Genomic DNA, 25,172 nt, shown 5'->3' on the forward strand with positions numbered 1-25,172 from the left:
GGTGGATCCTGAGTTATTCACTCAGAAACTTGGCGAATTGCCCGAATTCACAGCAATGCGTTATCCGCCCGAATGCATGATGTCCGCTCCGACCGGCACCAGATCGTCCTCGGGATCGTCGAGCCAGCCCTCGGGCAGGGCAACCTGACCGGGGGAACCCTGCCGGCCGCGGGGACCTTCGGCGTCCTTCGGAAATGGAACGGAGCTGTCCAGCTGGGCCAGCAGTTCGTCGAGTTCGGTCAGGGTGCTGACCAGTGCCATCGACACGCGCAGGTCCGACCCGACCGGGAATCCGCGCAGATACCAGGACACGTGCTTGCGGAGTTCGCGTAAGCCCTTCATCTCACCGTGGTGTGCGGCGAGGAGCTGGGCGTGGCGGGCGATGATCGTGGTGACCTCGCCGAGCGTCGGAGGCGTCGCGATGGGCTGACCGTTGAGAGCCGCGCTGAGCTCTGCAAACAGCCACGGGCGGCCCAGGCATCCGCGCCCGACGACAACGCCGTCACAGCCGGTCTCGTCCATCATGCGGGCGGCGTCGGACGCGTCGAAGATGTCGCCGTTTCCGAGAATCGGAACGTCGGGAACGTGTTCCTTCAGGCGGGCGATCTCGTTCCAGTCCGCCGTTCCGGAGTAGCGCTGCGACGCGGTGCGCGCGTGCAAGGCAATTGCGGCGGCGCCCTCGGCAGCGGCGATGCGTCCGGCGTCGAGGTGCGTGTGATGGTCCGCGTCGATACCGACGCGCATCTTCACCGTGACAGGAATGTCGGTGCCCTCAGTGGCGCGAACGGCAGCTGCGACGATCTGTCCGAACAGTCGACGCTTGTAGGGGAGCGCGGAGCCGCCACCTTTTCGAGTGACTTTCGGCACTGGGCAGCCGAAGTTCATGTCGATGTGGTCGGCCATGTTCTCGTCGACGATCATTTTGGCCGCAGCGTAGGTCGTGTCCGGGTCGACGGTGTAGAGCTGCAGGGACCGTGGAGTCTCGGTGGGTCCGAAGGTGGTCATGTGCATGGTGGCCGGCTGGCGCTCTACGAGCGCGCGGGCAGTGACCATCTCGCACACGTAGAGCCCGGAGGTGCTGCCTGCACGTTCGAGTTCGAGTTCACGACAGAGCGTGCGGAAAGCGACATTGGTGACGCCGGCCATGGGCGCGAGGACCACGGGGCTGTGCAGCTCGAGTGAACCGATACGAAGGGAAGACATGACTACCTCTGAACAAATATTTCTGACAAGTGAAAGTGCCCGGTACCGAATCCGGTACCGGGCACAGAATAGCTGGTGAAACTAAGAGGCCTGCTGTTCACGCTTGGCGGCTTCGCGGGCGAGCATGCGATCCCGCTGCTCCTCGAACTTTGTCGCCTGGGCGGCAAGTGTCTCGAGGAAGGCAGCCAGTTCTTCGCGAGTGTTCTCGCCTTCGGCGCTGAAGTCGTTGCGCTCGAAGATGTTCCACTTGCGCAGAACGGGCCAGATGACCTCGTCGAGGTGCTGACGGAGATCGTAGATTCCGTGCTTGGCCATCAAAACGCCGTTGCGACGGAAGTTGGGCATCCCAGCACCGGGCATCTGGAAATTCTGCACGATGTTCGACACGGATTTCAGTGTCTGATCAGGTGCAAGATCGAGAGCGGCGGCACAGATGTTGCGGTAGAAGATCATGTGCAGGTTCTCGTCGGCGGCGATGCGCTGAAGCATCTTGTCGGCGATCGGCTCGTTGCAGGCCTTGCCGGTGTTGCGGTGGCTGACGCGAGTCGCGAGTTCCTGGAAGGTGACGTACGCGACAGAGTGGAGAACGCCGGCTCCGTCGTCCGGGATGGGCGGGTTGTAGCCGGTGATCATGTGTTCCATGCGGTAGCGCTCGAGCTCGACGGGATCGACGGCGCGCGTGACAACCAGGTAGTCGCGCATCACGATTCCGTGGCGATTCTCCTCGGCGGTCCAGCGGCCGACCCAGGTGCCCCAGGCTCCGTCCTGCGAGAAGTTCTCGGCGATCTCGCGGTGGTACGACGGCAGGTTGTCCTCGGTGAGGAGATTGGTGATCATCGCAGCTCGGGCGACCTCGCCGAGCCGGGATTGTTCGAGACTCCAGTCTTCGCCGCCCATGGCTGCGAAGTTGCGACCCTCGTCCCACGGGACGTAGTCGTGCGGGTGCCATTCCTTTGCCATGGAGATGTGCCGGTTGACGTTCTCTTCGGCAACCGGCTGCAGTTCTGTCAGCAGTTCGAGCTGCGTCAGAATCCTCGTCATTTATTTGCCTCCGTGTTGAGTGAATGCCCGACTTCGCTCCAGCCTACGGTACCGTAGGTTTGGCCTGATCGACATGAACTGATCCCCCTGCGCGAATGTTACCGAGTCGTAGCCAGCGTACGTGGACGGAAGATGGACGCAGTCTGAATTGTCCGATGCGTTCCATTCGCTTGTTGCCGAGATCATACCTGCCGGTTTGGCTGTACGTGTGAGTTTCAGGACCACATATTTTCGCGGACAAAATCACGGAAATCGCGCGCTGGCCTCGACAATTCCCGATTCTCGGTCCAGACAAGCCCGATCTTGCGTGTTGCGCCGGCAAGGGGAACGAACACGATTCCCTCTGCCCAGATGGGCGGATCCTGAATCGGCATGACGGCCACGCCCAGGGATGCGGACACCAACCCGCCCACAGTTGCCAGCTCACTGCTCTCGAAGACGAAATCCGGGGTGAATCCGGCCGCGGCACACATCTCGTCGAGAATTCGCCGCATGCCGAAGTCCAGCTGCATTCCGATGAATTGCTCGCCCGCAGCGTCGGCCAAATCGACCTCGGGCAGGTCCGCGAAACGATGTCCGAGCGGAACGGCGAGGGCAAGTTTTTGCTGCGCTATCTGAGTCCATGCGAGTCGAGGGTTGTCCGGCTGCGGCGACACAAGTGCCAAATCGGCGTCGCCGGTGATAACGCGATCACTCAGGAACTGCGCTCGATCCTGATGGAGTTCGAAGCGAACACCCGGATGTTCGGTTCGATATGCCCGAATCATGCGCGGAATCAACCAGGTTCCGAACGAATGGAGGAAGTCGAGTCGCACCGTTCCGGTGTCTGGCCCGGCCAGGGCGTCGATCTGGCGCAACGCGGAATGGAGTGTGTTCAGGGCGCTGGTTGCATGTTCGTAGAGGATGCGGCCGTACCGATTGAGTGTGAGCCGACGGCCGTGTCGGTCGAAGAGCGGCACACCAACGGATCGTTCGAGCCGTGCGAGTTTGCGAGAGAGCGTGGGCTGCGACAGGTGAGTGATATGCGCCGTCGCCGTGACCTGTTGGGTTTCAGCCAGCACGACAAACCACTCGAGATCGTCCGACAACATCACAGGTGGAAGCCTATATGTCTCGGAGGTATGTAGAACAGCAAATTAATGCATTTTCTTTTGTTGTCATGGGCGCGGAAGATTCTTGCCGGAGGTCGTGTCGATGAGCATGTCGGTAGAAATCAGCGCAGGAACAGAAGTCGGCGCAGGAATCGCGTCGTACCGCCGGGGATCCGCCGGATACCGCGCGGTGACGCTTGCATTGTTTGCAGCGGGATTGACGACGTTTGTGTCGATGTACTCGGCTCAGGCACTGCTGCCTGCGTTTTCGCACTCTTTCGGAGTCTCGCCCGCGGTTTCGGCCCTGTCCGTATCGGTGACGACGGGCATGGTGGCATTGGCGATCATTCCGGCGAGTGCATTGTCCGAACGCTTCGGCCGGACCCGCGTCATGATCTTCTCGGCAATCACGTCGTGCGTGATCGGTCTCCTGCTGCCGCTGAGTCCGACAATCGAGATTCTGCTGGTGGGTCGAGCGTTCCAAGGCGCTGCGCTGGCGGGAATTCCGGCGGTTGCCATGGCGTATCTCGCGGAGGAGATCGACCCGAAGGATTTAGGCGCAGCGATGGGGCGCTACGTTGCGGGCACAACCGTCGGCGGATTGATCGGACGGTTGATCCCGGCTGCAGTGGTTGACGTAAGTTCTTGGCACTGGGCGCTTTTTGCGGTCGCACTGCTCTCGACGGTCTTTGCGATCGTCATGACCAGGACCCTGCCGGAGTCGCAATTCTTCCAGCCACAACCGGTATCTGTGCGACGGCTAATGTCGAATCTGCGCGTTCACCTTGCGAACTCGGCGCTGCGGACGCTTTTCGCGCTGGGTTTCATTGTCATGGGCGCATTTGTTTCCGTCTACAACTTCCTCGGGTTTCGTCTCGCTGCAGCACCTTTCGGCCTATCCGAGGCGGTGGTGGGGCTGGTATTTCTGTTCTATCTCGCGGGAACCGTGACATCGACTGCGGCCGGCGCTGCCGCGGACAGAGTTGGGCAGCGGTGGGTGTTGCTTGGCTCCGTATCGGTGACAGCGCTAGGTCTCGCGTTGACCGTCCCCGACAACCTCGCGCTGACGTTGGTGGGGATGTTGCTCTTCACCGGAGGGTTCTTTGCCGCGCATTCCGTAGCCAGTGGGTGGGTCGGCCGACTTGCCCGAGTCCATCGGGCGGAAGCGTCGGCGCTCTACCTGTTTGCCTACTACGCCGGTTCATCCGTTGCCGGCGTTCTGGCAGGTTCAGCCTTTGCGGTGGGCGGCTGGAATGGCGTCAGCATCTTTGTCGCCTGTTTGCTTGTGGTGGCAATGGGATTGTCACTGAAGATGTTTCGGTCAACCCGGGTTGACTGATTCCAGTTGCGGCGGCACTTCGGCCGCCGCAACTGGCGTTATCGCCTACTTCTTGCCGCCGCCGAGGAGTCCGCCCAGCAGATCGCCGATGCCGCCGCCACCGGAGCCGCCGAGGAGACCGCCGAGTGCTCCGCCGATGCCGCCGCCGGAGTTTCCGCCGCCGAGGAGTCCGCCCAGTAGATCTCCGATGCCGCCACCGCCGGCAGTCTGCGTCTGCGCTGCCGCTCCGCCGCCCGTGAACTGCTTGGCGAGGTACGCCAGCACGATCGGCGCGAGAATCGGGAGTAGCTGCTTCACCAGATCGTTTCCGCCGCCGACGCTACCCAGCGTGCTGGCCACCTGATCGGTGTTGTTGCCGAAGATGTTTGCCACGATCTTCTGACCGTCAGCGGTGTCGACCTTGCTGATGTCGATGCCGTCGTCGAGGATCGTGGTGTTGGCGTGCGACTGCAACGCGCTTTCGAGCGACGCCGCGCCGGCCTCGCTGTCGGCATTGGCGCCGAGACCGCTGACCAGCGTGGGAAGTGCCGATTTCACAGCAGTTTCCGCGGTTGCCTGATCTACGCCGAGTTGCTGCGCGATCTGGTCGATCGGGATCTGTGAGAGAAGGTCGTCAAGCGAAGCCATTCGATGCCCTACTTTTCTGGGGTCCTACTTGTCAGCACCCGGTTGATGCAGACACTAGTGAATGTTCGAGACCGTCGGTAGCTCGGATGTTGCGGAGGTGTCATCGTTGGGTTTTTTCTCGGGGGACCAGACATGCGAGAAGCGCAAGTGCGAGGCCGCCGACGGTCAGAATGAATCCTGTCTGATTCGTCAGGATTGTGGAGTAGTTTTCCCTGATGATGTTGTCGAATTGCTCATTGACGCGGTAATAGAAGGTGCCAAGACTGGCGAGTCCGACAATCACTCCGATCCACGCCGCGAGGCGTGAACCGAACACTGCCGCAATCAAGATCGCAACGCCGGACCCGAGAAGAAGAATCATCATGGATCGGTAGAACGGTACGGACTGATCGGAGATCTGCTCGATAGCCCAGCCGGCCGGAAAGCCATCTCGTAAGTCTTCGAGACGGACATCTCCGGGTTTCACTCCGGCCAATATCGACATGAACGAGCCGACTGTCACGGCGATACCGCAGATCAGCAGAACCACATGTACAAACGTGCGCATATCACTCTCCCGAAGGATCGGTGAACGTCTAACGCGGTCGAGTTACGAGCCTAGCGACGACGCGCGTGCTTTCGACAGGCTTTTCCTGGACGGCCTGAGTTGACCATGCACAATGTCACCATGGCGGACAATATGCGTCGACTCGAAGAGATCTCGCTGAGCCTTCCCGAAGCGCAGCGCGTCGACATCGAAGCGTGGGACGGGCATCCCACCTTTCGAGTGCGTGGCAAGAACTTCGTGTTCTGCAACGCCGATGCCACGTCGCTGACGATCAAGCTGAGCAAACCGGAAGCCGAGGCGGTGGTCGCGACCGAATCACGAGCAACCGCGGCAGGGTACGGGTTGGGTCGGCACGGTTGGGTTGCTCTCGATCTCAGTGGCAAGATCGAGGGAGAGTACTGGGATCAGCTCGAGGAATGGATCTACACCTCGTACACCCTGGTTGCGCCGAAGAAGCTGGCCCGAATAGTGCTCGACGGGGATGCTGCGGGCGGCAACCCGATAGATTCGTGACGACACGTACGCCGATTAGACGAGGATTGGTCATGACGACACAGCAAGCACCATCGGCTACCACCACATCGGGCATGCCGCCATGGGCGAAAAAGGCCATCATGATCGGCGTGGCGGCCGTTGTTCTGGTCATCACCTACTTCATTCTCGCCGCGTACCTCCCACGCTGGTGGTCTCAGCGGATTGCGTCGCTCGCCGACGGCAGTTTCAGTGGCGGCATTGCGTGGGGCGTGATGTTCGGACTCGTGTGTACGTTGGTCCCACTGCTCTTCTTCCGCGCAATCTGGCAGGTGCGGAAACGGAAACATGCGCGGCCGATGCAGATCGGTGCTTTGGTGCTCGGTGTGATTTTTGCTTTGCCCAACTTGCTGACGCTGAGCATCGTTCTCGGAAACAGCAATGCTGCGCACGCCGGCGAACGCGTCCTCGACGTCGACGGTCCTGGATTCCGCGGCGCCTCGGTACTCGGCGCGATCATCGGTGTCGCGCTGTTCGCCGGCATCGTGTTCCTGGGCTACAGGTACAAGAAGCGTGGCAAAGAAATCGACAAGATGCGCGGCGACCTGAAGCAGCACGAACCGCAGAGCAAGGGCGAAGCTCCGGCTCCCGAAATGTGACCTACCAGAACAGAACAGGCTTGATTACTTTTCCAGCTGCCTGATCTGTGACGGCTCTGTTGATGTCTGCGAACGCATAGGGCGTCACCAGTCGGTCGATCGGAAATTGTCCGGCGGTGTAGAGATCGACAAGCCGGGGAATGAACGTAGCTATGTCGGAATCACCCTCGACGCATCCTCGAATAGTCTTCCCGTTCAACATGATGTCGGCCATGTTCACGGTGAGGTCGTGGGCTCCGAGCCCAACCACGACCAGTGTTCCGCGGCCGCGAAGTGATGTCACGCCCTGATTGACAACCGCACCGATTCCGGTGGTGTCGAGGGAATGAGTCGATCCGCCGTCGGTGGCGTCGCGCACCGCTGCCACAACGTCGTCGGAGCCGGGATCGACAACAACTGCGCCGAACTCTTCGGCCAGCTTCCTACGTTCGGGTACCGGGTCGACGGCAACCAGCGTGGAAACCCCCACTGCTCGCGCCGCGAGGAGAGCTGCGAATCCGACGCTGCCAGCTCCGAAGACCACAAACGTCGAGTCGGGTTCGGGGCGAAGAGTATTCAGAACTGCGCCGCCGCCGGTTTGAAACCCGCAGCCGAGCGGAGCTACGACGGTCAGATCAACCGCAGGATCAACGACGACGGTGTTGTCGGCTGTGGTGATGGCGTATTGCGCGAAACTCGACTGACCGAAGAACGCGGACCTGATCGGAGTGCCGTTCTGCGTGATCGGCGCCGAACCGTCGGTGCGCGCACCTGAGCTGTTGAGTCGATGTGAGCGTTCGCAATACGCCCGATACCCACTTCGGCATTGGCGGCACGCTCCGCAGCTTCGATAGCTCAGCAGCACGTGATCGCCTTCGAAGATATGGGTGATCGACGAGCCGACGGCCTCGACGATCCCCGCGCCCTCGTGGCCGAACACGCAGGGGCCGAGTTTTTTCGGTAGCGCTGACTTGGTGAACAGATCCGTGTGGCACAGACCTGTTGCGACTATCCGCACGAGGATCTCGTCGGCGCGGGGTTCCTCGATCTCGACGGTCTCGAGGGCAAAAGGGGAGTCGGGGCCGTGCGAGAGCGCGGCGCTCATTTTCCGAGTGGACATCGAATTCTTCTCCGGGCGAATCACACTCGCTCGAGGAGGAAGTAATAGTGCTGGCCGTTGTCGAGGACCAGCTTCGATTTTCCGTTCATGATTCCCATGAGCGTTGTGTCGTCGACCTTCTTGAAATGGTCGAAGATCGGTGCGCCGTCGTAGACCATCGTTGCGGTGACTTCGCCGCGGAACTCGATGTTCCAGAGGCTCGCTTCTCCGTTGCCGCCCTTGATGTCAGAGTAGAGGTTCCCGTTCTCGTCTCGGCAGATCAGTGGTTTTGCGTCCTCGACCGAGTTGAAGGTTTTTCCGAACCAGCGGCTTGCCACGAGTTTGTCGTGGAGACGGTGGCCGGTAGCGAAGTCGTCACCTTTCCATTCGCCGAGGATGTCCGCTGCGTCGACGGTCTCCAAAGCAGCCCACACTTCATCGAGTTCGGTGGGGGAGACATCGTTTTCCTGCTCGCGGAGCTTTGCGAAAGCGCTACGGGCGTCGTCGAGGTTCATGGTTCTCCTTGTGGAACGGCGTTGAGAGTTTTTTCCCGAACCAATTTGTTCGTGAACTCTGGACGCTACGCCGAACCGGGTGGTTCGGCAACGGTGGAATCGATCTAGGATGTGCGCATGCGTTCAGCCGGGGAAGCGACCAGGGACCGCATTCTTGCATCCGCCAAGGAAGAATTTGCCCGATACGGGTTTGCGGGCGCTCGTATCAACCGCATCGCCAAGGACGCGCGAGCGAGCAAAGACCGCCTGTACGCGTACTTCGCGAGCAAGGAAGATCTTTTCTCCGCGGTCATGGCGCAGTGGACCGTCGAGACCACGGCCGAGACCGCCTTACGTGGAGACGACTTACCTGCGTACACCGGTCGACTGTTCGACAACTACCTCGCGCACCCCGAGAATGCCCGGTTGCAGGAATGGGCGGATCTCGAAGCACCTGAAACTGTGAGTTACCACGACATTCGACGCAACACGTTGCGCCCGAAAATTGCGGAGATTCGCCAGGGCCAAGCCGACGGGCATATCGATCCCAGCTGGAACCCGACGGAGTTGCTGATCGTGATCACCGAAATTGCCAGAACCCTGGCGCTTCCGCATAGCGGCGGTGACGTGAGACCTGGATCGTCGCGAGCGGCGGCCCTGCGAAGGCAGACTGCCGTTGACGCAGTCCGGCGCTTGATTCGCAGTTCCTGACGGTGCGTAGGTCAGGCCTTGATCGACGGCCGACCGCTTCTGATCCGGGCTACTTCGGATCGTGCAAATTCGACCCGGTCAGTGTTGTTTCCGCGGGAATAGGCCAGAGCATCGGCGAGATCTGCCGTTGCTTCGAGCACATATCCATTTCGTTTGCGATCGGCGCGGGTTCCTGCGGATCTGCGGAAAGCCTTGCGAGCCTTGTGGTTGCCGCACACTGCTGTGAGCTCGTCACCGGTGATCACGCCGTGTTCGGCTTCCGGTGCCAGGATGTCGTGCAAGAACTGACGTTCACGCGGAACGGTCAACCGAAACACCCGCAACACCAAGACAAGTGCGACGACGATGAGTACGAAGAGCAGTGGGAACATGAGTGCGCTGCCCTGTGCAAGAGCGGCGGCAGAATCCCAGAGGCCGTGCAGAAGCATCGCCGTTGCCATCAGTGCGATGCCTCGGCCGAGTCGCCGCGGCTCGGCAGGTCGGCCGAGAAGGTAGACGAGCCCGGCGCAGAAGATTGCGCTGTACAACGTGTGTGCGGCAACTCCGACAACCATCCGCATCACAATGGTCGTCATCGCTGCGTCGATCTGGTTGGCACCGAATTGTGAACCTGCCGAATTCAAGGCGTAGACAACATCTTCGAAGAGCTGGAAACCGAGTCCGATGAACGCACCGAGAATGAACCCGTCAAACGCGGTGCGCACGAAGCGGGAGGCCAGGGCGATCAACAGCACGAGTCCCAGACCCTTGGCGGTCTCTTCGGTAAACGGCGCCGCCAGGCCTGCTCCCCAGTCTGCCGCCCAGGCTTGCCCGAAGATCTTGGCGTACAACGCGAGAATGGCGTCGTTTGCATGCGCGGCCATTCCCCAGGTAGCAGCAAAGCTTCCCCACAGAAAGGCCACGACAATCAGTTTTGCCGGTTGGCGTGCATACCGGTCGATGTGGTGCGTGAACCACCAGAACGCCGCACCGTACGCGCTGAACAGCACGACGGAGAGTCCGATGGCCTCGCCGTAGGCGCCGGCACTGGAGGCCAGCATCGAGAAGAACTGGAAGACTCCGGTGGTCACCAACAGCAGGTACACCCAGAACGCGGCATTGCGCGGTTGGTAGAAGGTGAACGATCGTCCCCATCCGGAGTTTTCGATTGCCGAGACACGGGTGGCGTTCGAATCGCCTGTCGACGGCACGGTGGACATGGTCATCATGAGCCCTCTCCGGGTCGTTGGCTGATGCTGACGATCATGCGAGCAATAGCTTCGGTGGTCGAGGGGTCGATGTTGCTCGGGCCGACGGCAATCGCGCTGACACCCACTCCGTCGATCACAAAGGCAGCGATGACGCCGTCAGCGGTGGAATTCGAGTACCCAGCCATGACGCCGCGATGGCCGCTTTCGGTGATGATCACGGTGGGTTCACCGTTGACTCTGAACGACTCCCCAGACGCAAGCGCATCGGTGGTCGTCTTGATCTGCTCGAGCAGTTCGCGCGCGTCGCCGGTGAACGGTGCTGTTTTGACGGTGAAGGAGACGGCCCCGTTGGTCACCCTCGCGGCATCCGGGTAGGTGCCGGTTATCGGGGTATCGGTGTCGCGAACTCCTGCGGTGATGCCCCAGCCGGGGACGGGAACGAAGGTTATTCCACCGTCGAGTTCCATGACATCTCCGGCCACGACTTCGTCGTCGTAGGACACCGAATCGTTGATTGTGGGTAGGACAAACGCCATGACGAGTGCAAACGCGATCACGACTGCGGCGGGAATCAGAGTGGCACGGTCGAGGCCCAACCATCGCCGGTCTACTGGAACCCATCGGTCGTCGGGTTCGTAGTGCAGAGGTTGTGGATCTACCCGATTTTTCGTATCGGTGTCAGACATCTGTGCGCCGGCTCCCTGCGGTGTTTGCGTCGAGTCATTCGCGCACAACAGTTTCCGCTGCGAGGGGCAGGGCTGCGGTGCTTGTCGAGAGCGAATCCGAGGGGTTGGACCTCACGAGGTAAAAGTATCAAACGGGATGTTTCCGAAAATCTCGAGCGAATGTAGTACCGCACTCCGTCGTGCGGGCAAACAAAAAACAGCCCGACATTCTCCGAAGAGGTGCCGGACTGTTGTTTGGTGCCCCCAGTAGGACTCGAACCTACGACCTGCGGATTAAAAGTCCGTAGCTCTACCAACTGAGCTATAGGGGCGCGGCGCAGAGTCTAACCAGACCGCGAAGCAGGTGAAAACACCGCCCCCGTCAAATGGGTGATTCCGGGATCCTGATGACAGATTCACAAACGTGTGATTGCCGCGGAGAGCTGCTGTGGCCGAGCCTGTCTGAGCGCTATTGAATCGTGTCAGGGCGGTGCGAGAGGTGAGTTTCCGACGCGTCGCAGGATTCTGCCGGCGATCCAAAGGAGATCACGTTCGGCGTCGGTGCACTCGGCGTGGATCGCTTCGGTAAGCCATCGATTCCTCAGACGTCGATCATCGTGGAGTGCGGACGCGCCGGCGTCGGTCAGATCGATGAGGTGCGCGCGGCCGTCGGATGGATCGGATCGCCGGGTTACCAGGCCCCGAGCTTGGAGCGTTGCAATCGCTTTGGCGACCGATTGAGGCGTGACGCGCTCGAGTTGCGCGAGGGATTTGGCCGTCATGGGTCCGTGGCGGTCGAGATGTCCGAGAGCATGGACGTGGGTGGCACTGAGGTGGGGCCCAATCCGTTCGCTATACAGGCGTCGTGCGAAAACGCCGAGGTCCTCCGCTAGAGCGTCGATCTCGTGCTGGGTCATTGCCGCTCCTCGGTCGCCAATGAATATTAGGCAACCTAACTGTGTAGTTGACCGGCCAATGTCCGATTTTAGTCCATATATTGTGAACAAATAGTAACTGTGGTTGTTTAATCTTCTTAGGCTTGACAGCGAAGTCTCGGTGTTGTGGGTGCTTCGGCATCGGTTCGAACATGGGCTCGAAACAGAGAAGCTCGGATGCGCACCCCCTGTGCCGCACCCGAGCGGCCAGAACGATACCACCCGGTGTGTTCCGGGGGTGTGCTTGCTTTTTCGGTGTCATCTGATCGAATGACACCACTAGTACTTTTGGTGGGTGTCGCGGTAAGGCTTACGTGGCGAATCCGGAGGGGATATTGTGAGCTTCCGGGGGATTGTGGGTGTCGCAGGCGGCACCTTTGGGATATCGACTCGGCGAGAGGCATAACACCGCATATGGCACGTCAACAAGAGCGTGCGCGGCGTACCCGCGCCGCCCTGGTCGAAGCGGCTGCAATCGAGTTCGCCAAGCGCGGTTACGCCGCAGCGTCGGTGAATACGATCCTTGAAGGCTCCCGTGCCACCAAAGGCGCGATGTACTTCCATTTTCAATCGAAAGAAGAGTTGGCAAGAGCGATCTTGACCGCTGCGATGGAGATGTTCACGGACGTCACCGATCAGTGGTTGAAACGGACGGACCTTGATCCGTTTCAGCTTCTTCATGGCCTCGTGCTCGACATTGCCACGCTGTTTCGAACCAACGTGATCGTGCAGGCGGAGTTCAGGCTGATTATCGAGCCGGAGTTCTATGCCGACGTGAAGTCGGGTGCCGGTCAGGTATGGGGACGCTCGGCATTCGAGTTCGCGACGCGAGCGAAGGCCGAAGGTTTGTTGCGTGAAGGCGTCGAGCCTGAGAAGTTCACGCGTGTCCTGGCCGCAAGCCTTGCCGGTCAGCGCTACATGGCGGATCTGACGTCGCAGAGTGGTGACCTTGCGCTCTGGTTCGAGGAAGCGCTCGAAGTAGTCCTCGAAGGGATGGCCAGCTCGGATTGGATCGAGAATTTTCATCGCGAAGGTTGGGTCACGGTCGAGTCCTACCTGCGGGAATAGGGTCATTTTTACTCGCTGACCTGGCGATTTGAGTTTTTCCCGTGGTGTGTCCTAAGCTATCCAAGCTCCCAACGGAATGCCGGAGGGGGTACTTGCTCGGAGTGATCCGGCGCGCCCCCTTCGTCTAGCGGCCTAGGACGCCGCCCTTTCAAGGCGGTAGCGCGGGTTCGAATCCCGTAGGGGGTACGTTTTGCGAAAGCGAAACGATGCAGTATGGTTTGACCCGCACGACACGCTTTGAGTTGCAGAAATACCCAGCTAGGACAGTGGTTTGGGAGCAGCGAGAAGATGTAGTACGGTTTCACAGCAAGGAAAAAGCAAGGCCCTGTGGCGCAGTTGGTTAGCGCGCCGCCCTGTCACGGCGGAGGTCGCGGGTTCGAGTCCCGTCAGGGTCGCAAAGCATTGTTCTCAGTCAATCGGTTGAGAACAATGCAGTGCGATAGGCATTCGGTTCGGGTGCCGTCCGGCCAGGTAGCTCAGTTGGTACGAGCGTCCGCCTGAAAAGCGGAAGGTCGCCGGTTCGATCCCGGCCCTGGCCACCACAACTCGATACATTAAGCTCCAGATTCTCGTTTCTCGAAACGATGAAGCTGGAGCTTTTTCTATTGCCCGTTCCGATTCTTCAACCGGTCGGTCGGATTACGTCGAATTTGGTACCGGTCAGCGGGAACGTGCCGTGCGTCACTACTTGTCGAGCATCACTATTAGCCGCAGCGCCCATTCCAGGGCCGCGGGCGGTCCGGCATTCTTCGCGAAGTCCGGACCTCCTTCTCTGCGCAAGAAGGAAGTGATGGTCGACGTGACTCACTCGAGGTCCCGACGCGTCGGGAAATTCAGCCGCACAGCGGTTGCATTGTTCGGAGCCGGCATTCTGCTCGCCGGCTGTGCAAGCAACAACGACGACGGCGGCACTACCGACGGTGACACCGGATCGGCGTCGATCGTCACCGGAATGATCAATGAACAAGGCGATGCGGGCACGCCGGTTGCAGGCGGCACACTGACGTACGGTGTCCAGGTCCTCGCATCGTCGCTGGACCCGACCAAGGTTGCAGCACGCGGCGGTTCCGGCGGCGAAGCCCTGGCGGCGGTGTACGACGTTCTGGTGAGCTACGACACGGCGACCGGCGAATTCGAACCGAAGTTGGCCAAGTCACTCGAAACCAACGACGACGGCAAGACCTGGACCTTGAAGCTGCGCGACGGCGTGAAGTTCAGCGACGGAACCGCACTCGACGCCAACGCTGTCATTGCGAGCATTGATCGGTACAACGCAGGTAAGGGCAACGGCGCAGAGCTGTGGGTCGCATCGGTCACCTCGATGGAAGCCTCAGACGCGGCTACCGTTGTATTCAACCTGAACACGCCGTGGATGCGTTTTCCCTCGATGCTGGCACTCGGCCATGGAATGATCGTCGCCCCCAGCTCACAACAGGGTGACAAGTTCACCGCCGTTGGCGCCGGACCGTTCACCGAAGGCGTGTTCAGCCCGAGCGTCGAACGAATCTTCAAGGCCAACCCCGCCTACTACGGTGGTGCTCCCAAGCTCGAGCAGCTTCGCATGGTTGCGCTGAACGGCCCGCAGGCCAATCTCGAATCGCTGAACAGTGGTCAGCTGGACGTTGCTTACATTCGCGGTCTGACGTCGGCGATCAACTCCGCCAAGTCCGCCGGCTACCCCGGTTACATCGATGTCCTCAATGCCGGCAGTGCTGAGATCATCAACAACCGCGAGGGCCGGCCGGGTTCGGATGTTCGCGTCCGCCAGGCTATCGGTTACGCACTGGATCCAGAGCTGATCGATCAGCGCGCGGAGAACGGTGAAGGGCTTCCGGGTTCGGAGCTGTTCGGAACGACGTCACAGTGGCACGTCGACACCCCGGGTATCGCGTACGACCCCGCAAAGGCCAAGGAACTTCTGAGCCAAGCCAAGGCCGACGGATACAACGGCACGCTCAACTACATCGTGCTCAGCGAGCCGAAGGACCATGCGATCGGTTTGGCTGTGCAGTCTCTGCTTCAGGCCGTCGGGTTCGAGGTGAACCTGATTCTTGCGAACAATGCCGGCGACATCGTTCAGAACGTCTACGTCAAGAACGATTTCGACCTCGCTCACGCCGGTATCGGTCTGTACGAGTCGATTCCCGATCTCGGTCTGTACTCGACTACCAACAGCACCTCGAAGTCCAACACTGCGGGTTACGCCAATCCCGCTATGGATCAGTTGATCGCGGATCTGCAGCAGGCGAAGGACAACGCGTCGGCGCTTGCCGTGATCAGCAAGATTCAGACCCTGTGGAACGAGACGGTTCCGTCGGCACCGGTCGGTGGATTGGCTTCTTTCTGGGCTTGGCAGAAGAACGTGCACGGTGTGGTTCCGACTGCAACCGGCATCATGCTGTTCGATCAGGCATGGATGGGCGCGAAGTAGCGTTCCAGCGCACACCGAGAGCCCCGTCCGACGTGAGTCGGGCGGGGCTCTTTTTGGGTCGCACCCCAAGTTTCGCATCAGGGTTTTCTGCGTAGGTGAAGGAGTAACGCCGGTTTTACACGAGAGCAATGCCGCCGACCAATTCGATCTGGAAACTGTGTGTAGTCGCAGACGCTGATCTGCGGCCGGCCCGCCCGCTCAGGTTCTGACGCGGTGACGATCCTGTGGTTCGCAGCCGCAGGAACAGGGTGACGCCCCGCGCAACTGTTGCGCGGTTCGTTGCGCCCTGTCTACGTCCCGAGAGAAGAGCGGTGCGAATCGATGTCGCCACACATTCATGTAGATCTTCTGATCACTCACGCGTATCTGTACATTGACCGCAATACCGAACTGGCAGACGGCTGGTTGGCGGTTGTGGATGGACGCGTTCATTCCTTCGGTCCTACTGGATCAGCCGAGCCCAGCGCAGATCGGAAGATAAATGCCGCAGGACGTTTGGTCACACCAGGCTTGGTCAACGCACACCACCACATGTATCAGAACCTCACGAGGTCCTTCGCGCCTGCGGTAAACGGCACTCTGTTCGAGTGGCTGACAACTCTGTATCCCATCTGGTCGAAACTCGAACCGGAAGCAGTACACGCGTCGACTTATGTGGCGATGGCGGAGCTTCTCCTGGGAGGCTGCACGACGTCGATGGATCACATGTATGTCCATCCGAGACCAGAGTTGATCGACGCACAAATTCAGGCGGCCACCCAACTCGGATTCAGGTTCCTTGCAACGCGAGGTTCGATGACACGCTCTACTGTGGACGGCGGACTTCCTCCGAAATCTGTTGTTCAGGACAAAGATACGATTCTCGCCGACAGTGTGAGACTGATCGAGAAGTATCACGATCCCAATCCAGGTGCGCTGACTCGCGTAGCTCTAGCTCCCTGCTCACCATTTTCGGTGACAGAAGAACTGATGCGTGAGAGCGCAGAACTGGCCGAGGCGTACGACGTCCGGCTGCACAGTCATCTCGCCGAGGACATGGACGAGCATGCGTATTGCCTTCAGACATACGGGTGTACTCCGGTCGAATATCTCGAACGAACAGGATGGGCCGGATCACGTACGTGGGTGGCGCATTTCATCTATCCGAGTTCATCCGAGCAGCTTCGTCTGGCTGCAGCCGGAGTCAGCGCGGTCCAGTGCCCCAGTTCCAACATGATGATCGGTGGTGGCAGTGCCGATGCGTCGTTGTTGCGCGGCATCGGTATGCCGGTCGGACTCGGATGTGATGGATCGGCATCCACTGATCACGGGTCGATGTGGCTCGAATCGCGAACTGCGTTGTTGCTCGGTCGGTTCAGGAATGGGCCGGCATCGATGACTGCGCGCGATGTCCTGGACATGGCAACCCGCGGTAGCGCCACCTGTCTGGGGTGGGATGACGAGATCGGCCACTTGCGCGTCGGCGCCTGTGCGGATCTTGTTGTGTGGGAAGCAGAGCCGTTGGCTTTGGCGGGCGCGCTGACAGATCCGGTCGAAGCCTGGCTTCGGTGTGGACCTGCGCGGGCCGGTACGACGGTCGTCGCAGGCAAGGTCCTGGTCGATGGTGGGCAATTGTGTGATTCCGCTGTGGCCGGTGTTCTACGAACGCACGACACTCATGCACGCCGGATGCAGTCGCTTCTCTGAAACGAGAGCTTTTCCTTCACTTTTCAGTCCTCCGCAACGAAACCTGACTCGAATCGAGATCACCCATGCCTTTGTCACATGAAAGTACGGACGGCAACCTGTCAGTCGAGGGTGCCGATCAGAATCTCACGATCGATACCGAACAATCGATTCCCTTGCCGAGGAAGGTCGCTTTAGGTGCGCAACAGTTGCTCGTCTCGAACGTGTGGCTTGATCCGCTGTTCATCGGTAGTGCAGCAGGTCTCGGAGCTGCCCTGTCCACCAATCTCCTGACGGCGACGCTCCTGGCGGCTGGAGTTGCAACGCTCCTGCAGACCACCAAGCTGGTCAAGCTACCTGTGGTGGAGGGCCCGTCGTCGGCTTTCTCTCCGTTGGCGATCGCATATGCGAAGGCGGGTTCCCTCGCCGCCGCGGGTACCGGTTTGTTGATCGGCGCCGCAATTGTTCTGTTGGCTGCTGCTACAGGCGTTCTCGGGAAGATTCGCAGAGTATTGAGTTCCGCTGTCACGGGGACAATCATTCTGCTGGTAGGGCTGTCGTTGGCCGGGTTCACTATCCAGGAATTCTTCGGTATGCCGGGCACCGAGAACTTTGCTACGCCCTCGACGATTCTCATCGCAACCGTGACTACCGCTGTTGTTGTTCTCGGCGGAATGTTTACCGGTAAATTTCGCTCATTCTGCTTTCTGATCGCACTTGTCGTGGGAAACCTCCTCGCGTTCGCGTTGGGGCGTCTCGACTTCTCCGGTGTGTCGGCGGCACCGTGGCTTCGATTCCCGACGCTACTCCCGTACGGATCGTTGACCTTTGATCTCGGCATCACCGTGACCATGTGCATCGTGTTCTTCGTGGCCGTAGTCGAGGCGATAGGGATCTACGAAGCAACAGCGCGTCTGACGCGACTCCCTCTGACGGAGCGACAGATCAACGCGGGTGTGGCGGGCGAGGCAGGAGGCTCGATGTTGTCGGCTCTGTTCGGCGGGTTCGGTACGACCGCGTACGCCCAGAATCTTGGTGTCGTTCGGATTACCGGCATCGGAAGCAGATTTGTGGTCCGTGTTGCCGCGTTGATGATGATCGCACTCGCGATGTTTCCCAAAGTCGCGGCAGTTCTGGTCACGACGCCGGCGCCGGTCATCGGTGGACTCTTCCTACCCGCGGCCGCGACGGTCGTCATTACCGGGGCGCAGGCAGCGTTTCGTGATCGTGGTAACTCGACGCACAATCTGATTGCCCCGCTCGCGCTGATGGCAGGACTCGGAGTGCCGGCGCTCACCGGGTCGCTTGTCGGGGTGTGGCCGGAACTCGTAGTGCAGTTAGCGACTCAGGGCATCGTTGTCGGCGCCGTCGTTGCAATCGTGCTCGAATGTCTCTTTGTCGTCATTCCGAATGCGCTAGCTCGACGAGGTAACCGGAAAAGTAAGAGCACACTGTGATAACGGTGTGGCCTGTGAGACCAGTGTTACCCACGAGTTAGAAGTCGTGGGACGATACTGGTGTGGTGACCGATCGGAGCGATGGCAAAGGGAAGCGTCGTGGGAGCAGCGAATCAGCTAACTCGCGCAGCTCCTCGGACAAAACTGGCCGCGAGTCCATGAAGTTCCGCGCCCGCGCCACGACGTGGACCAGTCGGCCGTTGTCCGACTTCCACATGATCGTCGGCTTGGTCGTCCTGATCGTGGCTTTCGGTTTGCTGATGGTGCTGTCGTCGTCGAGCGTCGAATCGTATGTCCTGTCCGGTACGTCGTACGCGCGGTTCTGGCCGCAGTGCATGTTCGCCGCCATCGGTCTGGTCCTGTTTGTGGCCGTCGTGCGAGTTCCGACCGAGCTGATGCGCAAATATTCGCCCTGGCTTCTGATCTTCTGCCTGATACTGCTTGTGCTGGTCCTTATTCCGGGAATCGGTTCGGAACAAATGGGTGCGCGTAGCTGGTTTGTTGTCGCTGGAATTTCATTCCAGCCGTCGGAACTTGCGAAGCTGGCCCTTGCAATTTGGTCGGCAGCGACGGTGGCGTCGTTCCTCAACGCACGTATCGACGTCAACCGGGCTCTGCCGGTCATCGGTGGCACGACGCTTCTCGTCCTGATTCTTGTCGTGTTGGAGAAGGACCTCGGCACCACGATCACCATCGGCATCATCTTCATGTCGGTGCTGTGGTTCGGGCTGTTCCGGTTGCGAACGTTTGTCATGTTGACCGTGGGGTCCGGGGTGGCGTTCCTTGTCCTAGCGCTTACTGCCGGCTACCGCTCGGATCGAATCAAGGCCTATCTCAATCCGGACTTGGATCCGCAGGGACTGAATTTTCAGAGCACTCAGGCAAAATATGCGTTGGCGAACGGCGGTATCTTCGGTCGTGGACTCGGGCAGTCCGACGCGAAGTGGAGTTATCTTCCGCAGGCACACAACGACTTCATCTTCGCGGTTATCGGGGAAGAACTCGGCCTGATCGGTGCGCTCATCGTGGTGGCGCTCTTTGCTGCTGTCCTCGTTGTCGGGCTGAGGATCGCCAAGCGGTCCACAGATCCCTTCCTCAAGGTCATGACGGCAACTGCGACGACGTTGATCGTGATGCAGGCCTTCATCAACATCGCGTACGTGGTCGGGCTCATTCCCGTCACCGGGTTGCAGCTGCCGCTCATTTCGGCCGGCGGTACGTCGATGATCACGACACTGCTGATGTTCGGGCTGATCGCGCACGCTGCGTTCCGTGAGCCGGAGGCGGTCGCGTCGCTCGAAAGCGCAAGCCGTGGCTGGGTGCCCTTCGTGTTCGGCAAACCTCGATTCGGTGAAGCCAAGAAGCCGAAGAAGGCGCCGCAGGGTCGAGTGCGCGAACGCCCGCAGCAGCAACGTCGAGGAGAGCAAGCGCGCCGATCCCCACAGCAAGAACGCAGGCGGCCGGCGCAGCCGGAACCACGCCGGAGCAGTCAACCCGATCGACGACGTTCCGTCCGACGTGACGGCGACGACGACCGTCAGTATCGCGGCGGCACCCGTCCCCGGCGCGCTTCCTGATTACCGTCGGGCGTCGAGATCCCCGGTAGGCGACTACATTGGAATCTGAAATCGGCGTCGGAGAAGGTTGTGGGCATGGCAGGTGGCGATAAGCTGGATCAGTCTGTGGTGGAACGAAGCTCGGTGATCGGGCGTCGTACGACGCCGTCGCAGCGAGCACGTTTCCATCGGATTGTCGACGCTGCAATGGAATCCGCGTCCGAGGGTGGGTATGACGCGGTCCAGATGAGGTCGGTTGCCGAGCGGGCCGGCGTGGCGATCGGGACGGTGTATCGGTACTTCCCGTCGAAGAATCACATGCTGGTCGTGGCGTTGGTATGGATGTTCGAGGGTCTGCGCGACAGGTTTCACGACTACGAAATCCCGGGGGAAACTCCGTCGGATCGAATTCTGTTCGTGTTGAGGAAGAACACGGAAATCCTCGAGACCGATCATCCTCGTTACGAGGCGCTGGTTCGCGCGTACATGTTTGCGGACGCGTCGGCGACCCCGGAACTCAACGCACTGGGTGACGTCGTGACGGAGATGTTCGCGAAGTCGATCGGTGTCGAGGAGATTTCCGAGCAACAGATGGATGCGGTGAAGGTCATCAACGACGTCTGGATGTCTTCTCTCGTGTCGTGGGTCGCCGGCCGGATGACCAGCGATCAGGTGATGGCGCACTTGGAACTTGCCGTGCGCTTGGTGTTTCGTAAGTTGGGCGGGTAGCCCGTCAGACGGAGTATCCGCCGTCGACGTTGAGTTTCTGGCCGCTGATGAAACCGGCGGCATCGCTCGCGAGGAAATGTACGGCTTCGGCGATGTCGGTCGCGGACCCGAATCGCTTCAGCGGAATTCGACTCATGGTGATGTCGAGAGCGGCTGGATCGAGATCGGCTGACGCGATGAGTCTTTCGGCCATGCCGTCGGTCAGCATGCCGGGGCCGACGGCGTTGAAGCGAACGCCGTAGCGCCCTTCTTCGGCGGCAAAGCCGCGGACCAGTTGTTCCACAGCGCCTTTGGTACCAGCCGAGAGCCCGTCGCGGACCGGGAAGCGGTCGGTTGCTGCTGTGGTGACTGCCACGACGGATCCCGACGATGCGCGCAGCGCCGGTAAGGCCGTGTGTACAAGGGTAAAGAATGCTGCGGCTTCTTGATTCAACTGCTCGGCGAACGTGGTGGGGGAGACTCGCGACAGGTGGGTCATCGGAACGTGTGGTCCCGCTGCGTGCACAAGAGTTGTCAATGATCCGAGATCGTCGATCGCGGACCGCGCCGCCGCGGCAATGGACGATTCGCTATCGAGATCCATCGGGTAGGAAAGTGCGCGGACTCCGAGTGATCGGATTTCTGTGCACAGCTGTTCGGCGGCATCCGCATTGCTGCGATAGGTGAAGGCGACGTCGTGTCCGCGGGCGGCGAGTGTGCGGGCGATTGCAGAGCCGATACCGCCGGTTCCGCCGCTGATCAAAACGGTGCGCACTGCATTCATGGTTGTCTCCCGGGTTCCGCGGTTGATGGTCTTCGCATTCAACCTAGCAAGTGCTTGGTTGGCGCGGGTAGGACAGGCTCAGATTGCTATCGCAGACGGGAGTGGAACCCTAATCTCAGTGTTATGTCCGATAGCGTGCAGGTGGCCGGAGAAGTGCCGAGTGACGGATCCGAACCGCAGATCCCCAGCCTCAACAACCGTTTGAACTGGCTTCGCGCCGGGGTTCTCGGAGCAAACGACGGCATCGTGTCCACTGCGGGATTGGTGATCGGTGTCGCAGCCGCGACAACCGAACGTTCCGCGATCTTCACCGCAGGCTTTGCGGGCTTGGTCGCCGGAGCGGTGTCGATGGCTCTCGGTGAATACGTCTCTGTCAGCGCGCAACGCGATACCGAGCGCGCGCTGCTGAAGAAAGAGAAACGAGAACTGCAGGAAATGCCCGAGCAGGAGTTCGCGGAACTTGTCTCGAACTACGAGGCAAAGGGTTTGAGCGCCGAGACCGCCACCAAGGTAGCCGAGGAACTCACCGCACACGACGCATTCGCGGCGCACGTCGAAGTCGAGTTGAAGATTGATCCGAACGACCTGACGAACCCCTGGCATGCAGCAATCTCGTCGGCGGTGTCCTTCACCATTGGTGCAGCCATTCCGTTGATCGCGATTCTCTTGCCGCCAACGGGAACCCGGGTTCCCATAGCGTTTTTCGCGGTGCTTGTCGCGCTGGCGTTGACCGGCACGATCAGCGCGACGCTCGGCGGCGCCCGTAAGACCCGAGCGATCTTGCGGGTGGTTCTCGGCGGCGCTCTGGCGATGGCCGTGACGTACGGCGTCGGCCAGTTGGTGGGTACCGGGCTCGATTGAGCTGTGCGCCTTTGTTAACCGCGGGCGGTTGACAAAGGCGCACAGCAGTCAGGCGCGAGCGACCATCACCGGGCACGGCGCATGGTGCAGCAGGTTCTGGCTCGTCGATCCCATTACTGCGCCGGCCATTGCGCTTCGGCCGTGGCTGCCGACCACCAGAAGTTGGGCGTCGTCGGCGTATTTCAGCATGACCGGGGCGGCTGCGCCGGGTTCGCTGATTCGAGTGACCGGCACGTCAGGGTACTGCTCGGCCATTCCGGCAAGGTTTTCGGCCAACAATGCGGACTCCTCTTGTTCGACGGCTTCCCAGTCGATGAGGATTCCGGCGCCACCTTCACGGAAGGTCGACGCACCTTGCCACGTGTGCACCGCAATGAGGGGTGCTTCGAACTCGTCGGCAAACCAGAAGGCATGCTCGACGGCCTTCTTGCTCAACGGACTTCCGTCGATACCGACCACGACGGGTCTCTGATCAGGCCCGGGGTTTTCGACGGTTCCCCGCCAGACGGTAACCGGGGAGGTTGCATGGTTGGCGACCTTGAGGGCGGTCGATCCGAGTAGACGTGAGCGCAGCGCGCCGGCTCCGGTGGAACCCATGACGATCAACCGAGCTGTGCCGGCCGATTCGAGGATATGTGTTGTCGGAGGACCTGGCGCGATGTTGGACTCGATATCCAGCGAAGGGAATTTCTCTGCCACAGCGCTGGACGCCGCCGCGATGATCGCTTCGCCGTCCTCGCGGATCTGATTGAGGAACTGCGACTGCAACATCACGGCGGCGGGGCTGTAGATCGGGCCTTCCTGAGGCAGCGCATGCGCCAGGATCAGCCGTGCATTGACCACCTGAGCAACGGCCGCGGCCCATTTCGCGGCACCGATCGATGCCTCGGAACCGTCGACGCCGACAACGATGTCCTGGTGTCCGGCAAGTGTGTCCATGCTTACTCCCTCAGGTGGTTCGAGATCCGTCAACTGTTCCGATGATGTCTCATCGCCACAGCGTTGCTGATGATTTTGCTGCTTCCTTCCATGTCTTCTCGAGTAGTGCGGCTTGCTCGTCGGCGATGTCGAGTTCGCGTCGGTACACCATTCCCAAGCTGAAACTGGTGAGTGAGGTGTGCTCGTGCTCCGACGCCATTTCCAGCAGATGGTGACCGGCGACAACGGAATCCTGGTGCTCGCCGAGAACATCCTGGAAGTGGTTGAAATGCTTGAGCGCTCGTTTGGCGCGATGCTTGTTCGACGGTTTCATCACTTCGATCGCGTACTTCATCCGCTTGGCGCCCTTGCGCGCTCGATGGATTTTCTCGTCGCGGTCCGCGCGTGACGTCGCTTCGGCGACTTTGTCGACTCGTTTGCCGACCTTGTGCGAGAGATGCTGCAGGGTGTTCGCCAGTTCCTTGGAGGAGATCTTCTTGTCGGTGCGTCGACCGATCGCGTCGAATTCCAGATCGACGACGTACGCGTCGAGGTTCTCGAGCAAGGTCAGATAACGTTCGGAATTCAGTGTGTCGAGTGCAATTCCCTGGGCGGTTTCTGCTCGGGCAGAGAAGTATTCGTCGATCCGGGCCCGTACGGCTTCCTGCTCGGGCATGTCGATTTCGCCGAGGCGGTCGACCAGTCGCTGCCACTGCACCTCGACGTCGCGGGCATCACCGAACTTGCCGCCCAACCACCGTAGGTCGTCGACAAGTGCATCGGTCCGCGGTGACTGTCCGGCGTACGACTGCAGTGCGCTGCGAATCCGACGCGCGGCGACGCGAAAGTCGTGAACGGCTTCCTCGCTGCGCCTACGGGTTCCGAGATCCGCGTCGGTGAGTGCGCGGATCTGTTCGATCAGGTAGTTGCGCAGCAGTATCCGAGGGGTGGGTGACTTCGTGGTGGTGGCTTCGGGTGCGGAGTGCGGTGTCACGGAGGTGCCAAGCGCACGTTTCAGCTTGGACGGGCTTTCCGAGCGCTCGAGGCCGGCGCCGAACAGCAGGGTTTCGATGGCATCGGCCAGTGGTTGCCCGCCCGCTCCTTGCTCGACCTCGACTTCTTGCCACGTGGACTCTCCGGATCCGTCTGCTTTGCAGGCAATTACGGTGTCCGAAACAACTTCGGCGAGAAGCGTGCCGTCGGCGTCGTTGAGCCTGGTGCGCTCGCGGTCGGTGATGATCAGGGCGACGGGTACCAGGTCGTTGCCACGAATGATCGCTCGGACCAGCGTTGACAATGCTTCGGGTACGACAGTTCCGTCGTCGGGCGGCAGTTGGATTTCGGTTCGGGCATCACCGGCGCCAGGAAGTTTCATATGCCAGCCGGCGTCGTCGCCACCCTCACGTTTGCGCAGTGTGATCTTCTCGGCGAGCAACCGATAGTCGGCGGTGTCGAAGTACGTTGCGGAGAGTTGGATCGAGTCGTGGACCGGTGCGCCGGCTACCCCGGGCAGGTTGTCCAGTGCCGGAACTTCCTGCTCTGCAGGTGCTTCGTACTTGCGCTCGACTTCCTGGACAGCTCCGGGTACTGCATCGGTCTTGCTCATCTGATCTCCTTGTGCGGTGCGATGTAACTGCGTCCATCCTTGTCGGTAACGATGGCGCAGGGAAGGG

The 25,172-nt window shown here is 60.5% G+C and carries 24 protein-coding genes and 4 tRNA genes; 14 read left to right on the forward strand and 14 right to left on the reverse strand.

All coding sequences use genetic code 11. The annotated features are described in order from the left end of the window. Positions 1-60: 60 nt before the first annotated feature. The 3 genes from dusB to C7T36_RS26520 all read right to left on the reverse strand — a co-directional run bounded on the left by dusB (position 61) and on the right by C7T36_RS26520 (position 3,335). Positions 61-1,203: a tRNA dihydrouridine synthase DusB gene (dusB, locus tag C7T36_RS26510; RefSeq protein ID WP_033233980.1), complete on the reverse strand. Its 1,143-nt coding sequence runs from the start codon at positions 1,201-1,203 to the stop codon at positions 61-63. A gap of 81 nt (positions 1,204-1,284) precedes the next feature. Beyond that, on the reverse strand, positions 1,285-2,244 hold the full coding sequence (locus C7T36_RS26515; RefSeq protein ID WP_033233981.1) for an acyl-ACP desaturase: 960 nt from the start codon (positions 2,242-2,244) through the stop codon (positions 1,285-1,287). Between the two features lie 215 nt (positions 2,245-2,459). After that, on the reverse strand, positions 2,460-3,335 hold the full coding sequence (locus C7T36_RS26520; RefSeq protein ID WP_045068835.1) for a LysR family transcriptional regulator: 876 nt from the start codon (positions 3,333-3,335) through the stop codon (positions 2,460-2,462). A gap of 103 nt (positions 3,336-3,438) precedes the next feature. Between C7T36_RS26520 and C7T36_RS26525 the strand changes: the two genes are divergently transcribed. Then, the gene (locus C7T36_RS26525; RefSeq protein WP_162487756.1) at positions 3,439-4,674 is read left to right on the forward strand and encodes an MFS transporter; all 1,236 of its coding nucleotides are present in this window, start codon (positions 3,439-3,441) and stop codon (positions 4,672-4,674) included. Positions 4,675-4,719: 45 nt separating this feature from the next. Here C7T36_RS26525 and C7T36_RS26530 read toward each other — a convergent pair whose 3' ends face one another. After that, positions 4,720-5,301, reverse strand: a complete 582-nt coding sequence (locus C7T36_RS26530; RefSeq protein ID WP_045068838.1) for a DUF937 domain-containing protein — start codon at positions 5,299-5,301, stop codon at positions 4,720-4,722. 100 nt (positions 5,302-5,401) lie between these two features. Continuing rightward, entirely contained in the window at positions 5,402-5,848 is a 447-nt protein-coding gene (locus tag C7T36_RS26535) for a hypothetical protein (RefSeq protein ID WP_045068840.1), read from the reverse strand. Between the two features lie 120 nt (positions 5,849-5,968). Here C7T36_RS26535 and C7T36_RS26540 point away from each other — a divergent pair, with 120 nt between their 5' ends. Next, positions 5,969-6,361 carry an MmcQ/YjbR family DNA-binding protein gene (locus tag C7T36_RS26540; RefSeq protein WP_045069738.1) on the forward strand — a complete coding sequence of 131 codons (393 nt, stop codon included), beginning with the start codon at positions 5,969-5,971 and terminating at the stop codon, positions 6,359-6,361. Positions 6,362-6,393: 32 nt separating this feature from the next. After that, a complete protein-coding gene (locus C7T36_RS26545; protein ID WP_045068842.1) occupies positions 6,394-6,978 on the forward strand; it encodes a hypothetical protein in 585 nt (194 codons plus the stop codon). A 1-nt stretch (position 6,979) separates the two neighbouring features. On the opposite strand, the gene C7T36_RS26550 is transcribed toward C7T36_RS26545, so the two are convergent. Then, positions 6,980-8,077: an NAD(P)-dependent alcohol dehydrogenase gene (locus tag C7T36_RS26550; RefSeq protein WP_045069740.1), complete on the reverse strand. Its 1,098-nt coding sequence runs from the start codon at positions 8,075-8,077 to the stop codon at positions 6,980-6,982. Between the two features lie 20 nt (positions 8,078-8,097). Further along, on the reverse strand, positions 8,098-8,571 hold the full coding sequence (locus tag C7T36_RS26555) for a DUF4334 domain-containing protein (RefSeq protein WP_045068844.1): 474 nt from the start codon (positions 8,569-8,571) through the stop codon (positions 8,098-8,100). 117 nt (positions 8,572-8,688) lie between these two features. On the opposite strand from C7T36_RS26555, the gene C7T36_RS26560 reads away from it, so the two are divergent. Then, on the forward strand, positions 8,689-9,261 hold the full coding sequence (locus C7T36_RS26560) for a TetR/AcrR family transcriptional regulator (RefSeq protein WP_045068846.1): 573 nt from the start codon (positions 8,689-8,691) through the stop codon (positions 9,259-9,261). Positions 9,262-9,272: 11 nt separating this feature from the next. Here the strand turns inward: C7T36_RS26560 and C7T36_RS26565 are convergent, their stop codons facing one another. The 4 genes from C7T36_RS26565 to C7T36_RS26580 all read right to left on the reverse strand — a co-directional run bounded on the left by C7T36_RS26565 (position 9,273) and on the right by C7T36_RS26580 (position 12,033). Next, a complete protein-coding gene (locus C7T36_RS26565) occupies positions 9,273-10,460 on the reverse strand; it encodes a PrsW family intramembrane metalloprotease (protein ID WP_045069743.1) in 1,188 nt (395 codons plus the stop codon). Positions 10,461-10,465: 5 nt separating this feature from the next. Next, entirely contained in the window at positions 10,466-11,137 is a 672-nt protein-coding gene (locus C7T36_RS26570) for a hypothetical protein (protein ID WP_045068848.1), read from the reverse strand. A 235-nt stretch (positions 11,138-11,372) separates the two neighbouring features. After that, positions 11,373-11,448: transfer RNA gene (locus tag C7T36_RS26575), tRNA-Lys, on the reverse strand. Positions 11,449-11,598: 150 nt separating this feature from the next. After that, positions 11,599-12,033, reverse strand: a complete 435-nt coding sequence (locus C7T36_RS26580) for a MarR family winged helix-turn-helix transcriptional regulator (RefSeq protein ID WP_045068850.1) — start codon at positions 12,031-12,033, stop codon at positions 11,599-11,601. Positions 12,034-12,465: 432 nt separating this feature from the next. Here C7T36_RS26580 and C7T36_RS26585 point away from each other — a divergent pair, with 432 nt between their 5' ends. The 9 genes from C7T36_RS26585 to C7T36_RS26625 all read left to right on the forward strand — a co-directional run bounded on the left by C7T36_RS26585 (position 12,466) and on the right by C7T36_RS26625 (position 20,957). Further along, positions 12,466-13,119, forward strand: coding sequence for a TetR/AcrR family transcriptional regulator (locus tag C7T36_RS26585; protein WP_045068852.1), 654 nt, complete (start codon positions 12,466-12,468; stop codon positions 13,117-13,119). A gap of 113 nt (positions 13,120-13,232) precedes the next feature. Next, positions 13,233-13,305 (forward strand) — tRNA-Glu (locus tag C7T36_RS26590). Positions 13,306-13,440: 135 nt separating this feature from the next. Further along, positions 13,441-13,514 (forward strand) — tRNA-Asp (locus tag C7T36_RS26595). Positions 13,515-13,584: 70 nt separating this feature from the next. After that, positions 13,585-13,661, forward strand: a tRNA-Phe gene (locus C7T36_RS26600). A 134-nt stretch (positions 13,662-13,795) separates the two neighbouring features. Beyond that, positions 13,796-15,550: an ABC transporter substrate-binding protein gene (locus C7T36_RS26605; protein WP_239654766.1), complete on the forward strand. Its 1,755-nt coding sequence runs from the start codon at positions 13,796-13,798 to the stop codon at positions 15,548-15,550. Positions 15,551-15,871: 321 nt separating this feature from the next. Further along, positions 15,872-17,236, forward strand: coding sequence for an 8-oxoguanine deaminase (locus tag C7T36_RS26610; protein WP_045068856.1), 1,365 nt, complete (start codon positions 15,872-15,874; stop codon positions 17,234-17,236). A gap of 65 nt (positions 17,237-17,301) precedes the next feature. Continuing rightward, positions 17,302-18,672, forward strand: a complete 1,371-nt coding sequence (locus C7T36_RS26615) for a uracil-xanthine permease family protein (protein ID WP_045068858.1) — start codon at positions 17,302-17,304, stop codon at positions 18,670-18,672. 158 nt (positions 18,673-18,830) lie between these two features. Then, entirely contained in the window at positions 18,831-20,249 is a 1,419-nt protein-coding gene (gene ftsW / locus C7T36_RS26620) for a putative lipid II flippase FtsW (RefSeq protein WP_033233995.1), read from the forward strand. 75 nt (positions 20,250-20,324) lie between these two features. Next, a complete protein-coding gene (locus tag C7T36_RS26625) occupies positions 20,325-20,957 on the forward strand; it encodes a TetR family transcriptional regulator (RefSeq protein ID WP_033233996.1) in 633 nt (210 codons plus the stop codon). A 4-nt stretch (positions 20,958-20,961) separates the two neighbouring features. Here C7T36_RS26625 and C7T36_RS26630 read toward each other — a convergent pair whose 3' ends face one another. Then, positions 20,962-21,720, reverse strand: coding sequence for an SDR family NAD(P)-dependent oxidoreductase (locus C7T36_RS26630; protein ID WP_033233997.1), 759 nt, complete (start codon positions 21,718-21,720; stop codon positions 20,962-20,964). Positions 21,721-21,843: 123 nt separating this feature from the next. On the opposite strand from C7T36_RS26630, the gene C7T36_RS26635 reads away from it, so the two are divergent. Further along, on the forward strand, positions 21,844-22,581 hold the full coding sequence (locus C7T36_RS26635) for a VIT family protein (protein WP_045068861.1): 738 nt from the start codon (positions 21,844-21,846) through the stop codon (positions 22,579-22,581). 48 nt (positions 22,582-22,629) lie between these two features. On the opposite strand, the gene C7T36_RS26640 is transcribed toward C7T36_RS26635, so the two are convergent. Continuing rightward, on the reverse strand, positions 22,630-23,520 hold the full coding sequence (locus tag C7T36_RS26640) for a universal stress protein (protein WP_045068863.1): 891 nt from the start codon (positions 23,518-23,520) through the stop codon (positions 22,630-22,632). A 49-nt stretch (positions 23,521-23,569) separates the two neighbouring features. Continuing rightward, the gene (locus C7T36_RS26645) at positions 23,570-25,105 is read right to left on the reverse strand and encodes a CYTH and CHAD domain-containing protein (RefSeq protein WP_045068866.1); all 1,536 of its coding nucleotides are present in this window, start codon (positions 25,103-25,105) and stop codon (positions 23,570-23,572) included. Positions 25,106-25,172: the final 67 nt, after the last annotated feature.

The organism is Rhodococcus sp. AD45-ID (genome assembly GCF_003023755.1).
GTDB lineage: Bacteria > Actinomycetota > Actinomycetes > Mycobacteriales > Mycobacteriaceae > Rhodococcus_F > Rhodococcus_F globerula.